The sequence below is a fragment of the Collinsella aerofaciens genome, from assembly GCF_019131995.1.
In the GTDB taxonomy this organism is placed as follows: Bacteria; Actinomycetota; Coriobacteriia; order Coriobacteriales; family Coriobacteriaceae; genus Collinsella; species Collinsella aerofaciens_S.
Window position 1 is genome coordinate 44,732 of the sequence record NZ_JAHONA010000001.1, and the last position, 20,641, is coordinate 65,372.

General features: G+C 58.3%; 14 protein-coding genes. 6 read left to right on the forward strand and 8 right to left on the reverse strand.

What is annotated here, in order from left to right; genetic code table 11:
* Positions 1 to 73 precede the first annotated feature (73 nt).
* From KSY82_RS00185 to KSY82_RS00215, 7 genes are all read right to left on the reverse strand, one after another.
* The gene (locus KSY82_RS00185) at positions 74 to 1,744 is read right to left on the reverse strand and encodes a SpaA isopeptide-forming pilin-related protein (protein ID WP_217749783.1); all 1,671 of its coding nucleotides are present in this window, start codon (positions 1,742 to 1,744) and stop codon (positions 74 to 76) included.
* A complete protein-coding gene (locus tag KSY82_RS00190) occupies positions 1,737 to 5,192 on the reverse strand; it encodes a Spy0128 family protein (RefSeq protein WP_217749784.1) in 3,456 nt (1,151 codons plus the stop codon). The genes KSY82_RS00185 and KSY82_RS00190 overlap by 8 nt, the downstream gene beginning before the upstream one ends.
* A gap of 503 nt (positions 5,193 to 5,695) precedes the next feature.
* Complete coding sequence (locus KSY82_RS00195; protein ID WP_217749785.1) at positions 5,696 to 6,517, reverse strand: HAD family hydrolase; 822 nt, start codon at positions 6,515 to 6,517, stop codon at positions 5,696 to 5,698.
* A gap of 218 nt (positions 6,518 to 6,735) precedes the next feature.
* Entirely contained in the window at positions 6,736 to 8,022 is a 1,287-nt protein-coding gene (locus KSY82_RS00200) for an MFS transporter (protein WP_217749786.1), read from the reverse strand.
* Positions 8,023 to 8,352: 330 nt separating this feature from the next.
* Entirely contained in the window at positions 8,353 to 9,660 is a 1,308-nt protein-coding gene (mobB, locus tag KSY82_RS10445; RefSeq protein WP_217749787.1) for a molybdopterin-guanine dinucleotide biosynthesis protein B, read from the reverse strand.
* 4 nt (positions 9,661 to 9,664) lie between these two features.
* The gene (gene moaA, locus KSY82_RS00210) at positions 9,665 to 10,720 is read right to left on the reverse strand and encodes a GTP 3',8-cyclase MoaA (protein ID WP_217749788.1); all 1,056 of its coding nucleotides are present in this window, start codon (positions 10,718 to 10,720) and stop codon (positions 9,665 to 9,667) included.
* Between the two features lie 235 nt (positions 10,721 to 10,955).
* Positions 10,956 to 11,993 (reverse strand): putative endonuclease domain-containing protein, encoded by a 1,038-nt coding sequence (locus KSY82_RS00215; RefSeq protein WP_217749789.1) that lies wholly within the window; start codon positions 11,991 to 11,993, stop codon positions 10,956 to 10,958.
* A 320-nt stretch (positions 11,994 to 12,313) separates the two neighbouring features.
* On the opposite strand from KSY82_RS00215, the gene KSY82_RS00220 reads away from it, so the two are divergent.
* The 3 genes from KSY82_RS00220 to KSY82_RS00230 all read left to right on the forward strand — a co-directional run bounded on the left by KSY82_RS00220 (position 12,314) and on the right by KSY82_RS00230 (position 15,842).
* Entirely contained in the window at positions 12,314 to 13,660 is a 1,347-nt protein-coding gene (locus tag KSY82_RS00220) for an MATE family efflux transporter (RefSeq protein WP_217749790.1), read from the forward strand.
* A 61-nt stretch (positions 13,661 to 13,721) separates the two neighbouring features.
* Entirely contained in the window at positions 13,722 to 14,561 is an 840-nt protein-coding gene (locus tag KSY82_RS00225; protein WP_217749791.1) for a MerR family transcriptional regulator, read from the forward strand.
* 108 nt (positions 14,562 to 14,669) lie between these two features.
* Positions 14,670 to 15,842, forward strand: a complete 1,173-nt coding sequence (locus KSY82_RS00230) for a hypothetical protein (protein ID WP_217749792.1) — start codon at positions 14,670 to 14,672, stop codon at positions 15,840 to 15,842.
* A 427-nt stretch (positions 15,843 to 16,269) separates the two neighbouring features.
* On the opposite strand, the gene ligA is transcribed toward KSY82_RS00230, so the two are convergent.
* The gene (gene ligA / locus KSY82_RS00235; protein WP_217749793.1) at positions 16,270 to 18,498 is read right to left on the reverse strand and encodes an NAD-dependent DNA ligase LigA; all 2,229 of its coding nucleotides are present in this window, start codon (positions 18,496 to 18,498) and stop codon (positions 16,270 to 16,272) included.
* A gap of 429 nt (positions 18,499 to 18,927) precedes the next feature.
* Between ligA and KSY82_RS00240 the strand changes: the two genes are divergently transcribed.
* The 3 genes from KSY82_RS00240 (at position 18,928) to KSY82_RS00250 (ending at position 20,582) form a co-directional block, all read left to right on the forward strand.
* Complete coding sequence (locus KSY82_RS00240) at positions 18,928 to 19,329, forward strand: hypothetical protein (protein ID WP_195443933.1); 402 nt, start codon at positions 18,928 to 18,930, stop codon at positions 19,327 to 19,329.
* Between the two features lie 467 nt (positions 19,330 to 19,796).
* Positions 19,797 to 20,318, forward strand: a complete 522-nt coding sequence (locus KSY82_RS00245) for a hypothetical protein (protein WP_195443937.1) — start codon at positions 19,797 to 19,799, stop codon at positions 20,316 to 20,318.
* A gap of 12 nt (positions 20,319 to 20,330) precedes the next feature.
* The gene (locus KSY82_RS00250; protein WP_161115503.1) at positions 20,331 to 20,582 is read left to right on the forward strand and encodes a helix-turn-helix domain-containing protein; all 252 of its coding nucleotides are present in this window, start codon (positions 20,331 to 20,333) and stop codon (positions 20,580 to 20,582) included.
* Positions 20,583 to 20,641: the final 59 nt, after the last annotated feature.

Genomic DNA, 20,641 nt, shown 5'->3' on the forward strand with positions numbered 1-20,641 from the left:
GATCTAAATCTGTCTGTCTGTGTCTTAGCATCTACTTCGCTACGTCTCGCCCCGCTCTCTGTGGGGCTGCCAGCTACTCTTTATGGCTGCCACCTCCCCGCTTGACCAGGAGCGCGACCACGATGAGCGCGGCTCCGGCGACCGCTGCGGCGGCCGCAGCGTACATTGCCATATCGCCAGTCGAGGGCATAAAGCCTCCGGTGGTAATGCTAGGGGGTGTGCCGGTGGGCGTGTTGATGAGCGACGCCTCCAGGCTGCCCGTCGACCCGTCCGCGCTGTCGGCGCGCAGGGGCGACTCGGCTGTGATGGTGAGTTTGGGCTTGGCGGCGGCCACCTGGTCGACGTCCAGGCCCTCGGCCTTGACCGTCACGGAGCGCGCGCCCTCAAAGGCGGTGTAGCCCTTGGGCGCCTTGAGCTCGCGGACCTCCAGCTTGCCCGAGTCCACGCCCGAGACGGTCACGCGGCCGTCCTCGCCCGTGGTGACGGTGGCCTTGCCCTCCGCATCCCACGTGCCGTCGGCCGCCAGTGTGCGACCGCGGTCGTCGGCGATGCTCAGGACCGCCCCGGCAAGCGGCTTGTCGCCGTCGCTGCCGCGCTTGGTGAGCGCGAGATCCCAGGTGTAGGCGCACGCGTCGTCACTCGGCGTGCGGGTAAAGCCGGCGTCGCCGGACTGGTCGGCAAAGGGAGAGCGCGGGTAGCGCAGGTAGACCTCGTTGGGGTTGCCCTTCGCGATGCCGTGGTTGCACGCGCTGTTGAGCGGTGCGTTGTACACGGCGACCACGCGGGCGCCTGCGGCGAAGGCGTCGACCCCGCCGAGCGCGGCGATCAGGTCGCCGGTGCGCACGGTGAAGGTCTTGCCGTCGACCGCTACCTTGGTGGCGCACTGGGCCGTGATGTCGGTCCAGCCCTTCGCGGACTCGGTGCCGGCGCGCCCGTCCTTGCCGGTCTGGACCGCGTCAAAGCCGCCGTCCGCGCCCGCCGCCACGTATACATGCATGCTCGCGGCCACCTTGGAGGGGTCGAGTCCCGCGCTCATGGTGTCGACGAACCGCACCGTATAGGTGTCGTAGGCCGTGAGCCCCGCCGGGACCGTGGCAGAGAGGCGCCAGTACAGATCGTCGGCGACCGTGGCGTCGGCGGCCTTCTGCCAGGCGGCGGTGCTGTCCTCCAGCACGTGCTTGGCGACCTTGGGGGTCGCGGCCTTGGGCTTGACGGTGACGGCGCTGCCGCCCACCAGGGCCATGATCGGCGCGGTGCCGGCCTCGTTCTGGGCGATGGCGTCGTCGTCGGGGACGATGAGCCAGTAGCCACAGGGCAGTTCGGCCGCCGTGCCCGCGTTGAGGGCCACGGACACGGCGCCAGAGCTCTGGAGGGAACGAGCGAGCTGTGCGCTCAGCGCGCTCGTAAGATGGGAATCGGTGTTGAGCCACTCGGCAGCTTCCTGCGCGGTGGTCTGGGATTTGGGCATGCCGGCGCCGTGCAGCACAGGCAGCGCGGCGTCGCGCACGGCGTCGCTTGCCCAGGCGAGATCGGTGGCGGTCTTGGCGTCGCTGTCGCCGTCGACGACGTTGGCGCTAAAGATCTGGTAGGCCTCGTAACTGCTCGCCACGGTGCCGCTCACCGTGATGGAACCGGCCGAGGTCGGCGCAGCCTGCGCGGAAGCGGGGAACACGACCGCGCAGGTGCCGATCAGGAGGGCAAGCAGCACAAACAAGATCGGGAAGGAGCAAACTTTCTTATTCACGACGCTTACCTCCCTTCGCATTCGCCTTGCGACGAATGTGCATCCAGGCCGCAGCAGCGCAAAGCACCGCCGCGCCGGCAAGGTACGTCAGAGTGACGCCTGACATACCAGAAAGGGGCAAAGAGGTGGAGTAGGTGTTGGTGAAGGTGGGGATGGAGGTGTCGGTGGATTTGGGGGCGGAGGTGTCAATGAACGTCCGTTCTTTGGCATTGGGGTCTGCTGTCCAATCGCCCTTGGAGTCAACGGATCCCTTCATGTAGGTCACCCTACAGTTGATCTCTCCTTTTTCGGTGTCATACGTTGGCACAACCGTGAACTTATAGACCGACTGGTCGTACGTGTAGTGCGAGAACTGCGAACCGTTGGTTTTCTCGCGCACATAGTACGTAAAGGTCTTGAAAGAGCCACCCGTGGAGCCGCCCGGGTCGTCGGAATTATTCCTGATATCAGAGAGCGAGTACTTGAACTCAATCGTTTTATCTTTATCAGTGGCGTCCTTGAACGAAAGCGTCTGCTTCGTATCTTTACCAGAGGTGGTCTCGGCAGTACCGATGATGTCTGTGTCTCTAAAGCGGCTGTCTGTCGCGAGCTGAAGTGTAAACTTCTTCATCTCGCCACCCTCAACGATCTTAGTCGCCATAGGAGTCCAGGAAACACTAGGGGTGTACTTGTTGGTGAAGGTCTTTCCCCCGTCGGGGCCGTCAATCGAATAATAACCCCCAATAGCATCTAGTTGCACATCAGCGTTCCGGTGGTCAGTTTTGCCCTCGGAATGCTCGACCGCGCTCACATTTTTGATCTCGTAGTTATGGATTTTGATCTCTATGGTCTTGTTCGGATCGTTCCGAGTCGGAACAGTCATGAGCACAGTCGAGTGGTCTTCGACTGTCACCTTAATCTCGTACACGGCGGGGTCGTATGTGATGCCGGAAACCTTTCCGGCATTTTCGACTAGGTAGTATGTAATCGTGCCAGCCGTACCGTTCGCTGCAGACTGCTCACCCAGGTTAAACGTGATGTTGCCTCCGTCAACATTACTTGCAGTTCCAACCGGGGTGCAAACGTCATGATTGAATACCCCGCTAGCGAAAGGATCAACCGAATCCTTGCGGTAGACCGTAAAGGAGAACTCCCCCTTATTGATCTTGCGGCCGGACAGCGCCTTGGTCGCCTTCAGCTTAAGGCTCGGATAGACATACGTGTCTGCTGGCTGACCCAAGTACAGGTCGCCATTCGACATGATGCCGCCACCATGGTTCCAGGAATAGTTGTCCGTGATGAAAGTTGTCACTTTATTTTTCTGTACTGCCTCAGTCACCGCTTTATCCGTGGCACTAACAGCCGAAGTCAGACCGATGCTATTTTTTACCTGAGCAACACCGTTGGCGGGGATGGTAATGGGATCATTTAGCTCAATGCTTCCCGAATACTTGGCGTCTATATCGCCAAGCATCTTGCCGCTTACCACTGCAACCGGCGTTGTGCGACCTGTCGCTGCGAGGAAGAAATCGGCATGACCGTACGTGCGAAACGTCTCCGAATCGTATGCATCTCTATCTTCAGTCTTATTAGTACCTTCAGCACCACCAGCTGAAAGATGGGGCGTACCATCATTACCACTACCATCTACCCGATTGTATTCTTTGAAATTTTGATCACTGTCAGCAGACGAATTGCCAAAGATTGCCGTGCCCTCAGTGTTCGTTACCAACGTCTTGCCCGTGGGGCAGACTGCTACGCCGCCGCCATAGCCGCCAGCGGTATTGCTGCTAATGTACGAGTTGTATACAAATAATCTACCAGCGGTCTTTTCCATACCCTCATTCGAGTTTCCCTGGACGAAGATACCGCCACCGCCCCAGTCAAAGCGAGACATGCAGCGGTTGTGAGTGATGTAGACTTTGCTGTTTGGAGTGCCGTTAATCATCGCGTCAACTTGCTGGCCCACTCGGATACCGGCACCTTCAGATCGGTAGCTCACGTTAGAGGCAATAATTCCTCCCGTAATGTCGAGCCATGCCATACCTGATTGATCTTGATTGGTAACGTAAACGCCGCCACCAGCTTCTTCAGAATAATTGCCAGTAATCTTGCCACCAGAAATGGTGACATGGGCGCCGTTATTGGCAGCAAGCCCAGCGCCGCCATGGTTACCCCAGCCATCGTGGCCGCAAAACTTAGCGTATTTATTGTTAGTGATGTAGCCACCAGAAACGGTCACACTACCGCCCGAAACCAAGATGCCGCCACCGAGACCATCCGCCTCGCCGTACGTAGCGTTGCCAGAGATGATTCCACCCGTAAGCTTCAAGGTGGCTCCGTTGTCAGCATAGACGCCGCCGCCAGAAGCTGCCTTGTTTCCCGCGACCACGCCGTCTGTCATTTCGAGGCTGGCATTCGCGCCCGTTATGCACAGACCACCGCCCCAGCCACCGCGGTTGCCGTTGGTGACGTAACCGCCTTCGATTTTGACCTTACCCGTAGAAAGAATCACATGGCCGTTATCGCTCAGATTGGCGGCCGTGGTAATCATGCCGCCCTTGAGATCGAGCATGCCGCCCTCATTAACGGTGACCACTTGCTTTACGGAACCGTGGTCCGATGCCGCAACGATAGCGCCAAAGCCCGTAACGTCATGCCTGTACGTAGTCTCGGTGGTGCAAAGTCCATCTGTATTGGGCGTGCTCTTAGTCTCATAGTAAGTAAGACTCTTAGGAGCGCCGTTATTAGAGCTAGACTCGTCTCCCCTTTCCCATGTCATAATCGCAGGCTGACCCGCCGGCGCATTGTCGACCGGAGTCTTTTCGTCTTTTGTGCTATCTGAGCCCTCGATAATGTTCTCGATGGTGAGCGTGACTCCGTTTTCGACCACAAAGAAGGAGTCTAAGCCGCCGGAGCGGTTGTAGAGCATGTTTCCTGCAAGATTAATGGTGGTGTTTTTTTTGATGTCAATCTGCTGACTCGAATAGGCAGGACCCGTCAGTTGAAACTTGCCGCCGTTGTCGAATTTCCCAGAAACATCACCATTTACCTTGTCATAGTCATCGTCACTGACGCTGGCGGGGGCAATTGCGTTTTCGTCGCTATTTTCATCATCAGAAGTCTGTGCGTCGGAAGGCTGCGCGGCGCCCTCGGCCTCCGCGTCATCGGCTGTCGAGTCTGGTGCAACGGTTTCCTCGTTCGCCTCATTCTCGGCATCATCACTATTCTGGTTTTCGGCATCCTCGTTAGTAGTGTTGTCTACACCAGTAGACTCACCTGAGGAACCCCCCCCCATCACAGTTTCCTCGGCAGAAACCGTCTGGGCATCGTTAGCAATGGCCTGCGAGATTGGAGGCATGACGAGCGACAGTACCAGGCTCAACACGGAGGCTCCGCACAAAACGCCTGCCAATACACGGCGCGTCGCTTTTTTACTCTGCTTAGATTTGTCTGAATTCGCTTTCATCGATGTCTCCTCCCCAAGAGACTGCGATCTTGCTCTTTCACTATCAAACGTATCTGCGCAATCTGTAATTGCGCACGTTTAATGTACAAATTTTAACGATTGTTTAGACATCTGAGCAACAAAACCGACATTTTTGTAGCGGATTCTCAATTCTCTTGACATTTGCTCAGATTTACCTTCGTTTATTCGCTATCTATTTTTTGTTTCTACTGGTAATTTAGTTGCACATCATTTTTTAATGGCATTAGATTTTTTGCACAAATTTTTGCTCAATAGCAAACATCCCGCTCACGGTCGAAAATCGACCGTGAGCGGCAGGTCATTAACCAAGAGGAATATCCTACCAAACTGATGAGAATATCTTTAACCCATCGGTGGTTAGAAGCATGATGTTCAAACAACTAAATTTGAATTTTCGCGCAGATTTTAGGCATCAATTCGCCCAAATCGTCTGAGGCTACCGCAAAGGTGCCTGCTCCCTTTGTGGTGGTCCCCCCCCTGCGCTACAGCAGATGTTCCTCGATAAAGATCGCGATACCGTCTTTGTCGTTATTCGCGGTCACAAAGTCGGCGGCGGCGCAGGTGGCGTCGCTGCCGTTTGCCATGGCCACGCCCACGCCGGCGTCGGCCACCATGCAGGTGTCGTTATCGGCATCGCCAAACACGCAGATGTCCTGGAGCTCCATGTTGTTGAGCTCCGCTACGCGCACAAGACCGCGCGTCTTGGACACACGCGGATCCATAAACTCGTAGAGGCGCTGCGTGGTTTGTAGGGCGGCCGCCTTAACAGTGTTATCGGCAAACGTCGACGCCCGCTCAATCACCCGCGGCATTACCTCGGGCGCCATGGTAAACATCACCTTGGGCTGCGGCTCGCGCAAAAACTCGGCAAAATCGACCACCTGGTAGGGAACGCCGTCGACGCGCGACAGGTGCTCGACGCACGCGTTGCTCTCGGGCACGTAGAACACGCCGTCTCGGGGGCAGACGGGCGTTGCCGGAAGGTCCGCCATGTGCTTGCAGATGCGCGCGATGGTCTCGCCCGGCAGCGGATAGCTCAGCTCGTTGATGTCGTGCGCGCGGTCGATGACCTCGGCGCCACCGCAGCCCACGAGCACGTCCACCAGGCCTTCGATGCCCCAGAGCTCGTACATGGCCTCGGTCGCGTGGGCGTCGCGCCCGGTGCACAGGCCGAAGAGCACGCCGCGCTCGCGCAGGGCGCGGATCGCCGCCACGGTGCGCGGGGACACCGTGTGCTGGCTCGTGAGCAGCGTGCCGTCGATATCGCAGAACACGGCTTTGATGTGGCTGAAGGTGGTGTCCATGGGGACCTTTCTGGGTTGTGCGGCGGTGTGGGGTGTATTCGTGAACGGCGTACATGGTATACCAAGGCGCAGGCCGTTGGGGCCCGATCGCCACAAAGGTGCCTGGCCCTTTTTGTGGTGGCCGAACCCGAAGGGCGGCCTGGCCCGGGGCGCAAACCATCACAACATTCGACGCTTTTCGGCAAAATCGCGATTTTCGCTGAATGTTGTGATGGTTTTTACTGCCTTGCGGCACGATCAAAGTGCCGGCGACCAAACAGCAGCAACGCCGCGGGAACCGCCGTCACGACCATACCCGCCCCTACGAGCGTCTGCTGCACACCAAACGTCGCCGCCAGCCACGGGGCAATCGCCAGCGGGGCCACGCCGGCGAACATGTTGCCAAAACCCATGACCGAGTTCACGCGACCGAGCTGCTCGAGCGGGGCCGTCGTTTGCACGATCGTGTTGTGGAGCGGGTTGACGACGCCCCAGGCCACGCCCAGGGCAATCTGGCCAATGAGCGCCACGCCCACATACGTTGTTCCCACGTAGAGCAGGCTTCCCAGACCCACGGACATAAGCGCCGCGAGCAGCGTTTTAAGGTTGATCAGATGCGGCGGCAAACGGAGCGCAATAACGGCGCCCAGCACCGCGCCCACACCGCTGGCCGACGAGAGCCAGCCCATCCACTCAACACCGACATGCAGAACATCGCGGTAGAAGAACGACTCCAGCGGATCGAAAGCTCCATAGCCAAAGTTCGAAAGGAAAATAATACAGAACAGCAGGGCGAGGACGCTGTTGGTGAAGACTGTCTTGATGCTGGTCGCGAAGGTGACGCGGGCGAACGTGCTGGAGTCGGAGTTTTGACTGGCAGTACTTGCCGTTGTGCTGCCGTCCGCAGGAGTACTTTCGCGCGCGGCGACGCGACCTCCTTGCGGCCTAAAGCCCCAACCGGCGGCGAGCGCCAGTACGGTAAAAATCACCATGAGCACGAACACCGCGCGTGACGATGCAGCCGCCGCGACAAAGCCGCCCAGTGTGGGGCCAACGATGATACTCACGTTTGAAAACATGGCGATGGCGGAGTTGATGTCTTTGAGCTCGACAGGATCGTCGGTGAGGTAGGCCGGATAGGATGTGGCGATGGACTGGGCGAACCCCATCACAAAGCCCAGGAGCACCGCGCCGAGCAGGACGATGCCGGTCGCGCTGCCAAAGGCGATGATTGCCGCACCCGTCGCCAGCGTGCCGACGATGCTCAGCGAGAAATGACGACGTGGCCCCCAGGCGTCGAGTGCCGCGCCACCCGCAAAGGATCCCAAGATCACGAATACGTTCATAAAAAAGACGGCTAGCGATGTCGCGATGACCGAAGCACCGTCCGCATAGGTGAGCGTTCCGATGACGCCGATAAAGTAGCTGGTCTGAAAACCGGTGTAGATGAGAAAGCGCATCGCCACCAGGCGCTTGGCCTGCACGGACAGCGATGGTTGGGATTTAGGAAATGGAGATGTAGACATGTGGGCTCCTTGTTGTATACGAATACGGGCCGCAGGCATTGACCGCCGACCATCGACTCAATCTTTCTGTATGTAACGTTAAGGACGCATCGGGCCCCTTCTCTCCGTCTTCGCCCGGATGAACTACTTGGTAGATTTTAAGGCATGTCCCAAAAATCTACCAAAGCAAAGGCCACCACAAAGGTGCCTGCCTGTGGTGGCCCAATGATATGGCAGCGTAGCGAGCCGGTTCCAAGTGCCCCAGGTCGCCCCGAAAGAGGAGCGACGCGTACTTTGGTACGCGAGCGACGGCTTGAGGGGCGAGATGGGGTGCTTGGGGCCGGCGCAGCGTCAAGCCTGAAGGTGGTCTTGGATCAGGTCGCAGATGGCTCGGGCGTCGTTGATGTTGATGGCTCGGGTCGCAAAGCCGGCGTCGAAGGCCTGACGCGCCAGGGCCTCATTGCAGGCAAGGGCCAGCGTGTGACCGTCGACCAGGTCGAGCGAGCTCTTGCCGCGCAGACGGTCGACACCGGAGCGCGCGACCACGATGTTGTCGAAGCCCTCGGTCTTGTAGCCCTCGATGATCACCACGTCGACATCGTTGTAGCGCGACAGCAGCTCGCGCGCGGGCATCTCGTCCTCCTCGCGCGTGTCGGCGTACTCCGCCCAGCGCGTGGCGCAGATGAGGCCCACGTGCTTGGATCCGGCTTGGTGATGGCGCCAGGTGTCCTTAGCGGGCACATCGATATCAAAGCCGTGATGCCCATGATGCTTAAGCGAACCCACGCGCAGGCCGCGGCGGGTGAGCTCGGCGATAACCTTCTCGACAAGTGTGGTCTTGCCCGAGTTCTGGTAGCCGATAAACGCGATCGCGGGGACGGCCGGTGCCGGAGCTGCGGGCGCGACGGCGACGGGTGCGCTTGCGGGCGCGGCACCGTCAGCGGCCACGGCCTCAACAGCAGCGGCCTGGCGTTCGGCACGATCCCACACGCCCGAGCGGCCACCCTCCTTGTGCAGCAGGCGCACATCGACGATCTCCATGCCGCGATCGACGGCCTTGCACATGTCATAGATCGTTAGACACGCGGCACTCGCGCCGGTCAGGGCCTCCATCTCGATGCCCGTCTTACCCGTCACGCCGGCCGTAACCAGTACGTGAAAGCCAACCTGCCCGTCCGCGCGCGCCGGCGCCCAGCCCTCGGGCACATCCTCGTCAGGCGTCCCCGCCGGAGCGATGGGCACAATGTCGCACTTGCTCTTGGTAATGAGCAGCGGATGGCACATGGGGATGATGTCGCTCGTGCGCTTGATGGCCATGATGCCCGCCACGCGCGCACAGGCAAGCACGTCGCCCTTTTTGGCGCGGTCCTGCAGCACCATGGCTTGCGTCTCAGGGTGCATGAGGATGGTGCCCTCAGCGATGGCGATGCGATGCGTCTCGGCCTTGTCGGACACGTCGACCATGCGCACCTCGCCCTTGGCGTCCACGTGCGTCAGCTCGTCGCGACGGGCGTCGCGGGCGGGCTCGGTAGCAGCGCTGGCAGTCGGCTGTGCGGACGCGTCGGCGTTACCAGCATTCGCTGCAGCCGTGACTTTGTGGGCAGACATCGCGGCCCTGCGAGCGGCCTTGGTGGCATCGGCGTACCTGCTCTTGGCCATATGATCATCCTCCGATTTGGGACATAAATCGTTGCGTGCCCTCAATTATCGCGTGTTCCTGCGGTTTGTGGGCCACGGCATCGCGCCAAATCGAAAGTACCTGCATATCATCACCACGGCGCAGCGCCTCACGCACCGAATACTCGGCATCGCTGAACAGGCACGGGCGCACGTTGCCATCGGCCGTCAGGCGCAGACGGTTGCAATTCGCGCAAAAATGGTTGGACATGGCGCTGATGAAGCCGACTGTTCCCGCCGCGCCAGGAAAGTGCCAATAGCGCGCAGGGCCCGCGCCGGCAGGAGCGTCGTTGATGTCGAGCGGCTCAAGCTCGCCCAGGCCCACCGCAGCGGCACCGGCATTAATGCGCGCCCGCAGCTCGTCGCTCGGTACGGTATCGCTCGCGTCCCACAACTCGGGATTGAGCGTGGGTGCATGAGGATCCACGGCGCAATGCGAGCTCGTGTGCTCATCGCCGATGGGCATGTATTCGATAAAGCGCAGGTGAATGGGGCGGTCGACCGTGAGCCGCGCGAGGGCCGCCACGTCCTGGTTGAGGCGGCGGACGATCACGCAGTTGACCTTAACCGGATCAAAGCCCCAGGTCAGCGCCGCATCGATGCCCGCCATGGTTTGCTCGAGCCGGCCCAGGCGCGTGATCTTTCCAAAGAGCGTGGGGTCGAGCGTGTCGAGCGAAATGTTGACGCGGTCGAGCCCGGCGTCTTTGAGCTGCGGCGCCAGCTTGGGCAGCAGGGCGCCGTTGGTGGTGAGCGAGATGTCCTCGATCTGCGGAATCGCACGGATATCGCGGATGAGCGGGATAATGCGGCGGCTGACCAGCGGCTCGCCACCCGTCAGGCGTACGCGGCGAATGCCCTCCCCCGCCACCAGACGCACAAAGCGGGCGATTTTCTCGGCGCTGAGTAGCTCGTCATGCGCGCGCGGTGCCACGCCGTCGGCCGGCATGCAGTAGATGCAGCGGAAATTGCACTTGTCGGTAACGGCAATGCGCAGGTAGTTGATATCGCGGCCAAAACCGTCATGTTGCGTGCGCTCGTCCATGCAGCCCTCCCCTCACGCGGCGTTTTATTCTTCGGAAAACATAATACCCCACGAGAGAATCATGCCGACACCCGTACGACAGGACAGGTCGCTTCGAGCAAGACCGGCTTCCCAAGCCCATCCTCAGCATACAAACCATCACAACATTCGATGCTTTTCCCGTTTTTGGCGATAAACGTCGAATGTTGTGATGGCTTGCCTGCCCACGGCACCCCGTAGAAGGACCAAAACGCCCCTAAAGGCCGCCGTCCCAGTGTCGAATCACGAATTCTCGCAGGTCGTTTTGACGTTTCTGGAACGCTTCGCTTCGGTCGCACTTAAGGCCCATAGCGAGCGCGATGGCGTTCATCGCCCGGTGCAATTGCAGCTGGTGGGCAAACTGAGTCCCGGTGAGGACGATCATCCTAAAGCCCAGCGCGCTCAGCACGGTCATACGCTCCGCATCCGACGCGCTGCGCTGTTTATCAAGATGGTCCGAGCCGTTGTATTCAATCCCTGTACCGCTTGCAGGCGCATATACATCGATCTCGAAATACCCGGCCTTTGCGAGATACTTGAACTCGTTGGGAACATTGACCCGATGGTTGAGCTCGATCTTGGCGTATCCCAGCCCGCCCTGGGAACGTTTTGCTACGACCATGATTGCGGTGGCCGTCTCCATGGGCGACCGCGCACCATCGTGCACGCGCTTGAGCGCGGCGGCCGCGCGTATAGCCCCCTGACGAGATCGGTTCTCATTGCAATAAGCAATCAAGTCGGCAACGGTATACCTCTGCCCCATCTCGATATAATCGCCTGTCGACAGATGGTTCAAATGGTAACGGGCGCAGATTTCGTAGCCATATTCCAGCCGCTCGGGCTCACTCATCCACGAACCCGCCTGGACAAAGCACATGGCCTCATCAACCACTAGAAGGCCCTCTGCCACCTCGATAAGATGGCCTGGAGGTACCGGCGCTCCAAACACGTGGCACCTAAATCCAGCCGGCGTCGAACGCTCAAAATCGAAGTTGACGAGCGTGTCGATATGATCGAGCTCTTCTCGTGGAATACCGAGCGAAACCAGATAGTCGGTAACGATCCCAACTGCCGTTGAAGCCCTCAGCCCCTTGGCATCGAGCCCCAATTTGGGCAGGCTCGCGGTCGGCTCCGCCTCGTTAGCAAGCGAGTCCTCATCGTATAGGCTGCTTGCTCGCGAGAGCGGCTCGGACGGGCGCGCCACGTTGTGGTACAGCCAGGCAGTCTTATGGGACAGGACGATCGGCAGGTCCATGAGCCCTCCAATGGAGTCGGATAACCAACCTTATTCCCCGGCCCACGGGTCCGCACACCTTCGTGCGCAAGAAAGCGATTCCACCCGGTCGAGTGGCAGAAAAACCATCACAACATTCGATGCTTTTCCCGATTTTGGCGAAAAACGTCGAATGTTGTGATGGTTTGAGGCGAGGTGAGGGGCACGGAAAGGTCAAAGCATCATGCTCGGAGCGTGACTTTTTTTCGCCCCACTGTCGACACAAACCTTGACTCTACAATCGTTGTAGGGTTTTCACTACACTGGTAGCTAAACGAACCCAGCCAGAAAGTGCCCCGCCCATGGAACACGACCTCGCACGCGGCAATGTCCTTAAGACCATCGCAGTCTTTGCCCTGCCCTATATGCTCTCGTACTTTTTGCAGATGCTCTACGGCATGGCCGACCTGTACATGATGGGGCAGTTTAGCGGCGCCGCCGGCATCACCGCCGTGGGCAATGGCGCGCAGACGCTCTATATCATTACCGTGACGCTCGTGGGCCTGGCCATGGGAACGACGGTCATCGTCGGCCACGCCGTGGGTTCGCGCCGGTTTGACCGTGCCGAGACCGCCATCGGCAACACTATCACACTCTTTATGGGCGTCTCGGTGGTGCTGGCCGCCATCTTGTTTGCACTATGCCCGCAAATCGTGGCGCTCATTGGAACGCCGGCCGAGGCAGTCGAAGGCACCGCCGCCTACCTGCGTATCTGCTTTGTCGGCATTCCCTTTATCGCCGCGTACAACATTCTTTCGGCCATCTTTCGCGGCCTGGGCGATTCGCGCTCGCCCATGTACGTGATCGGCGTGGCATGCATCATTAATATCGCGCTCGATTTTCTGTTTATCGGCCACATGGGGCTCGGCCCCGTGGGCGCGGCGCTCGGCACGGTGACCGCCCAGACGGTCAGCGTTGCCCTCGCGCTCGTGTGGCTCAAGAGCCGCCGCACGAACATCCACGTTAAGCGCAGCGACCTGCGCCCCCAGCCCGAGGTGCTCGGCAGCATTCTTAAGATCGGCGTGCCCGTGGCCGTGCAGGACGGCTGCATCCAGGTGGCGTTTATGTTTATCACCGTCATCGCCAACCACCGAGGACTCGTCGACGCCGCCGCCGTGGGCCTGGTCGAGAAGATGATCAGCTTCTTGTTCATTGTGCCGAGCTCCATGGGCGCCACCGTCAGCGCACTCACGGCGCAAAACGCCGGCGCAGGCAAGGGCGATCGTGCACGTCAGGTACTCAAAGATGCCATGACGATCTCGGTAGTGTATGGCTGCCTGATCACAGCGCTGATGTGGCTGGTGGCGCCGGCGTTTATCGGCTTTTTTGCCAAGGACGCTGCAGTGGTCGCGGCCGGTACCGGCTATATGCGCAGCTACATTTTCGACGCAATCTTTGCCGGCATCCACATTTGCTTTAGCGGCTTTTTCGCTGCGTACGGCAAGAGCTACATCGGCTTTGCGCACAACGTGCTGGCCGTGGCGCTCATTCGCGTGCCGGGCGCGTGGCTGCTGTCGAACGCCTATTCCAACACGCTGTTTCCCATGGGCATCGCCTCGCCGTGCGGATCGATTTTGTCGGCAGTCATTTGCGTGATGGCATTTACCGTACTCAACCGCCGCGGAGCTTTTGACAAGCTGATGGCGTAGAGGATCGTTTGCGTCGTACGACCTCGGCGCCCCTTCCCCGTCCATTGAAAGGAGCGGCGCCATGACCGACTCGCCAACTGAACATACCGAGGGTCTGCTCCGCATTGGCGAGGTGGCGCGCTTGTTTAACCTAAGCGTGGGCACGTTGCGCCATTACGAGCAGATGGGCTTGCTGGACCCGGCACACATCGATCCGGCGAGTGGGTACCGCTACTACGGATCGCGGCAGCTCTCCACTCTCAACACCATCAGCCACCTGCGTGTTCTCGACTTGCCGCTCGCGCTAATCCGTGAGTTTGTGACCACGCGCGACGTGAACCTTATGCAGCGGCAGCTGGCTCAGCAGCAGGAGCTCATCGAGCGCAAGCGCCGCGAGCTGGAGCGCGTGTCGCGCAAGATCGACAACCGGCTTGCCCTGCTTCACAATGCCCTGAACACCGAGCTCGATACCATTTGCGCAATCGATGCGCCCGAGCTTCGCTGCGCCGTATTGCGCGAACGCGTCAAGCCTACCGACGCCTATGCGCTGGAGTGGCAGATTCGTCAGCTGCAGAAGGGCCAGCACGAGACCTTTGTCTTTCTGGGCAACTTGGGCGTTGGGATTAGCGCCGAGCGCCTCGCCGCCGGCGACTTTGATGGCTACGACGAGGTCTTTTTGCTGCTCGATGACACCGATGATTACGTGGGCGACCTCGAGACGCGACCCGCCGCGCGCTGCCTGACCATTAGCTTTCGCGGCACGCACGGGCAAGCAACCCCACGCTATGAGCAGCTGCTCAGCTATATGCGCGAGCGCAACCTGACACCCGCCGGTCCCTCGCGCGAGATCGCCCTGATCGACGACATCATCAGCGACGACCCGGGGGCGTATGTGACGAGGATCGCGATACCGGTCCGCTAATCACTACCATTTATCGAGCAATTCCATCCATTTACCTTAATCCGAATTAGATTGTATTATGTAGCAAATAAAATGACAGCATATTGCCCCCCATAGGCAGGAGACATTATGCCCAGAGTTCAATCACGTCGCTCGTTTCTTCTCGGCCTAGCCTCGATCATCGGCTTATCCGCGTCACGCCCAACAAGAGTATTCGCTGCCGACTCAAACTCATCCGTCGCTTTTACATCAGACCTAGCACAAGACTACGCGCTTTCCCTGTTGCCCATCGTCGACGGATCCGCGAACTTAGAGATCGAGCAAATCGTTCCCGTATGCCAACAAATCGGCCTTATCTGTGGCTATGAAATCAGTGTCACAAGGGAAGGAAGCCCTTACGGTTATTTAATACTTGACGCATCATATCCTGGGCTTCTGAAGGAGATAACCCTCGGCGATACCATTCTTCCGATTTCAGCTTCTCTATCAAACGCCATTTCAACTTATTCCGGCCAACAGGCCACAAACCCAACCGTACTAATTTCGTACAACGATATTGAATATGGAACTTTGGTGCCAGGAACTAGAGACTGTGTAACCAACTATAACAATATACGGTCTGTCCCAATTGTCACCGAAAAGGGTATAGCACCTCAAAGCAATAACCCAACTTCATGGGATGCAGTCATTATCAATGAAGATGACTTGATGTTGCATTTCCAAATAGACGATTTAAACGGAATACCGTTCCGAGGAGTCTCGGAATCATTAGTTGAAGCCCGCACTAATAAGTATGCATGCGTCGTTTCTGCCTTGTACGCTGTATCAATGCATTACGGTCTCACCAGTTCAAACGCTAATCAATTTAATCCCGATTATTATAAAGAAATATGGAACGTCACTGGCACAACAACGTATAAGACCAATGATCAGGGCGTCGAGTACGGAAGCACGATCATCCCAGATGGAATTGTTCCGTTTAAAAGTCTTGCCGCTCAAAAGGGTAGAGCACTTAATACTCAATTTTTCGGTTATCAGCCTCAATTCGCTCAGTACAGAGCAACTATCGATCAAGGGAATATCGGCTTGTATCATATGTGGATCAACAGCCGAAACAGTGAAGGATCCGTCGAGCTATCAGGTCATACAGTCACGGTAACTGCCTATTTTACTGGGCATAATGGAAGCTCTGGCATCGAACTGCAGTGGCTCGAAGTATTCGACGGATGGAACACTTATCCCCGAGCGATTAACTATGCAACGCCCAATATGGTCAAATTGAACGGAACAGTCTTTTGGTAGACCGGATGGCACCATCAAAATGCTATGGCACCACGGCCTTTGCCCTGGTTACGATATTGGTGATTTTCGCTATGTTTGCATCCGTTTCTTCATGCACAGATAGAGCCCGCTATAGCGGAGGAGATGATTACCTTGTCTTTGGAGCCGGCAGCGTTCATTCTATTGAGGGAACGGAACTCGTAATCCAAACAGACAACAGTCCCCGCTACACCGACGCTGGAAAGCAAACCCGGATTACATTCCCCTCATCTGGCCGAATCAAAGACAAGCTTTCCCAAATCAAAGTTGGGACAAGAGTTTCCTACTCACGCTTTGAGTCGGTAGACGCATCTGGATCATACGAGGGAAACGATATCGAAATTGAACAGGCAAACACTATAAGGAGATGTTGAGGAACTGAGCCTCTGCGCAGTTCCTCAACAAATCATTATGCCTCCGGGACCCTACCCGTCGCCAAAATCTGTTCAAGTGCCGCCTCATCCAACACGGGCACACCCAGCTGCTCGGCCTTGGTGAGCTTGGAGCCCGCCTTGGGGCCGGCGACCAGATAGCTCGTCTTCTTCGACACACTGCCCGAAACCTTGGCACCGAGCACCTTGAGCGCCGCGCCCGCCTCGTCGCGGGTGCGGTTGACGAGCGCGCCGGTGAGCACGAAGGTCAGACCCGCAAGCGGCTGTGCGTCGGCGAGCTCGCCCGCCACGCCAGCGTCGGCCGCGGCTTGCGCGTGCGCGGCGCCCAGGTCGACCTCGAGCGACAGGCCCGCCTGGCGCAGGCGCTCCAGCACGGCAAGGTTCTCGGGCACGGCCAGGAACTGCTTGACGCTCGCCGCAATCTTGGGACCGATGCCCTCGCACTCGGCGATGTCCTCTTCGCTCGCCAAGATGAGCTTGTCAATCGACAGGAATCGCTCGGCGATGACCTCGCCCACGCTCTTGCCCACGTGGCGGATGCCCAGGGCAAACAGCACGCGACCGAGCGGCTGGCTCTTGGACTTGTTGAGCTCGGCGATGATTTTCTCAGCCGTCTTGAGGCCTACCGGAATGGGGTCGCCCTTCTTGACGCCCTTTTTGCTGTTGGAGCTGGCATAGGTGCGCCCCGTGTCCAGGCCTGCAATGTCGTCGACCGTGAGCTGGTAGAAGTCCGCGACATCGTGAATCAGCCCGGCGGCGATCATCTTGTCGACGATCTCGTCGCCCAGGCCGTCGACATCCATGCAGCCGCGACTCACCCAGTGGAGCAGGCGCTCCTTGAGCTGCGCGGGGCAGTCGATGGACACGCAGCGGTAGGCGACCTCGCCATCCTCGTGGACAACGGGGCTGCCGCACACGGGACAGACCTCGGGCATGTTCCAGTCGACCGAATCGGCCGGGCGTTTATCGAGCACCGGGCCCACGACCTCGGGGATCACGTCGCCCGCCTTGTGCACGATGATAGTGTCGCCCTCGCGCACGTTTTTGCGACGGATCTCGTCGATGTTGTGCAGCGTGGCGCGCGCGATGGTGGAGCCGGCAACCGTCACCGGGTCGAACTCGGCGACCGGCGTGAGCACACCGGTGCGGCCCACCTGGATGCGAATTTCGCGCAGGACGGTCTGCTTTTCCTCGGGCGGAAACTTAAAGGCAATGGCCCAGCGCGGCGCGCGGGCGGTAAAGCCCAGGTCGAGCTGCTGCTGGAAGCTGTCGACCTTTACAACCACGCCGTCGATGTCGTAATCCAGGTCGCCGCGGTGCTCGAGCGCCTGGGCACAGAACTCATGGACCTCGGCCGGCGTGGCGCAGCGTGCCACGTTGGGATTGACACTAAAGCCGGCGCTGCGCAGCCAATCGAGGAACTCGCGCTGGCTGTGGACGTGGAGCGGGTCGGTATCGGCGATGGCATAGATAAAGGTGGCCAGGTCGCGGCGCGCCGTGACCTTGGGATCCTTTTGGCGCAGGCTGCCGGCGGCGGCGTTGCGCGGGTTGGCGAAGGGGTCGCGACCCTCGGCATCGGCCTCGTCGTTCAGGCGCACAAAGCTGCCCTTAGGCATATAGACCTCGCCGCGCACCTCGATGGTGCGCCCGCGGTCGGCGCCCATGTGAGCGAGCGCCGGCTCGGACAGGTGCATGGGCACGTCCTTGATGGTTCGCACGTTGAGCGACACGTCCTCGCCCGTGGTGCCGTCGCCGCGCGTGGCCGCGCGCACAAAGGTGCCGTTTTGGTAGGTAAGCGCCACGCCCAGGCCGTCGATCTTAAGCTCGCAGGTATAGGTAACGCTGCCGGCACCGAGGGCATCCTCAGTGCGCTGGAGCCATGCGTCGAGCTCATCCAGATCCATGGCATCGTCCATGGAATACATGCGCGCCATGTGCGTGACCGGCGTAAACTGCTCGCTCACATAACCGCCCACGCGCTGGGTATAGCTGTCGGACGTCACCAGGTCTGGGTAGGTGGCCTCGATTTCCTGCAGTTCAACGAGCATTTTGTCAAAGGCGGCGTCCGTGATCTCGGGCGCATCGAGCATGTAGTAGCGATAGGCGTGGTAATCGAGCTCGTGGCGCAGCTCGGCCGCGCGCGCTGCCGCCCGGGCATGGGCGTCGGTCGGTGCGGCGGCATCCGCGCTCGCGGGCGTTTCGGTATCGATGTCCACGCCGTCACCAAACAGGCTCGATTGCTCCATAGCGGCACTCCTTCGCTCGATTTCAAACGGATACAAGAGTACCACCGGTCGCAACGGGGTCGAATAGCGGTCTCAAACCGCACCGAATCGGCAGCCGCCAGACCGGGGTGGACAGCTAGTTCAGATACGTATAATTCTGCAAGCCTGGTCGTGTTCAGACGTCATCATTCCAGCCAATTTGGCCGCCCCGGGGGCTGCACGACCGACTCGTTCCCCCTTCTAGACTCCCATCCGAACCCCTTCCCCATCCCCAAACAGCTCAAAACGCATGCTGAACCGCCTCGGATTTATACGTATCTGAACTAACTGTCCAGGCTCACCCAGAATCGAGCAACTTCATATGCTCCTTTTTTAACTCAATTTATCGCAGTTAATATTTTATATTGTGTTTGCAATATATTTTGGTATTATCAACGTGAGGTGATTGAAATGAAGAATCAGTCCAAACGTTTCCTAACCATCCTCGTCCCCCTTGTCCTTATAGCAGCCGCTTTGCTCGGCTTTTTCTGGAAGGACATTCCCTTTTCGAAAGACCTTTCCTTGCGGGGCGAAGTCGTTGCTGTGTATCACCCTTCCGCCAGCGGGGCAAGCGAAGGCCGCTTCGTTATCGCAAGCGAGCAATTCCAATCCGCACCGCTGCACCTCAACTTCAAAATCGATTCAACCATCCCCATTAAGGATCAGGATGGTAAGAAGGCAGAAGTCGGAGCCATCAAAGAAGGTGTCTACGTTGACGTAACCTGCACCGTCAACACCAGCAGCGATCCCGATCCCACAAAGCTGCCCGCCCTCATAACGCCAACAGCCATCATGATTACGCAAAAGGAATAGCTCGATGTCAGAAAGGAGTTTAAAAAATAATCACCAGACAGTTAGGAGCCAATGATGAAATAGGTTGCTTATTTACTCGCCGTCTGCCTTGTTGGGTTATCGTGCATGACCGCGCAGCCCGCCTTCGCAGCAGAAACCCATTCCTCTATCATTTCACCAGTTGCCGAAAGTCGTTCAATCTACACCGCCGAAACCACCCTCGCCTATTCGAACGGCGTCAGGCTCCATGTTACTTACACTGTTAACGATACCTATGGAACGATAACAGGCATCAAATCCATAAAGAACTGGACCTCCAATTCTCGAGTAAGCAACATCAGCTGGACTTATAGATACGGACTCAGCAACGGAAGCGTCGTCGTAACTGTTACTTACTATTACAACGGCAGTTGGCATTCTGAAGCAAGAACTATCTATGCTTAGGATTTTTTGGCTGCGGCATTGCCGCAGCCTTTTTGGGGTTAATTATGGAAAGCTCAGATAAACGATGCTGTTTTAGCAATGTGATGTTGCTCGCCACTTTGTCTGTCGCAGCAATCATGGCGGCCTTCTCAGCGTTCAGCGTTGCCAACGAGGCGCGGGAGGTGCTCTTTGCACCCACTCCCTTCTATATTAATGGTGAGTCCATTCCGAGCGCCGTCCTTACCGCACTTGCCATCCGCGATGTTCTGGCCCTGGCGCTCTCAATCGCATGCCTGATTGTCTACTTGAACTTCTGCTTTGACGTCGTCAGTACTCAGTCGATATTCACGCGAAAACAATGCCGGCGTTTTCTGGTTGTTGGGCTTCTGCTGCTCATTTCTTCAATTGTCTCGATTACCTTCGATAACCTGTGTGCCGTCCAGCTCCCCAACGACGTCAGTATTACTGCAATTGGTATCTTTGGTTTTAACGCTTGGACACTGGTTCTCGCTTTGTTTGCGCTATCCCTTTCGGCTATCTTTGAGTACGGGCGACTCTTGCAGTCGGACGTTGACGCCATTATTTAGAAGGAGGGCAGCATGCCAATCGTCATGAGACTCGATCGCGTCATGGCGGATCGCAAAATGTCCTCTCAAGAACTTGCCGACATTATCGGCATCTCGCCCGTTAACGTTTCGCGCATTAAAACGGGGCGGCTCAAGGGCATTCGCTTTTCGACGTTGACCGCGATGTGCGAGGCACTTCACTGCAAACCTGGCGACATCATTGACTGGATGTCAGACGAAGAGTACATCGAGGCATTTGGAAGCCTTCCCAGCGACGAAGACTAACCAAAATGATCCGTTTTCCTCCATCCCCAACGGATCGATGAGAAAAGAGGGGGCTGTCC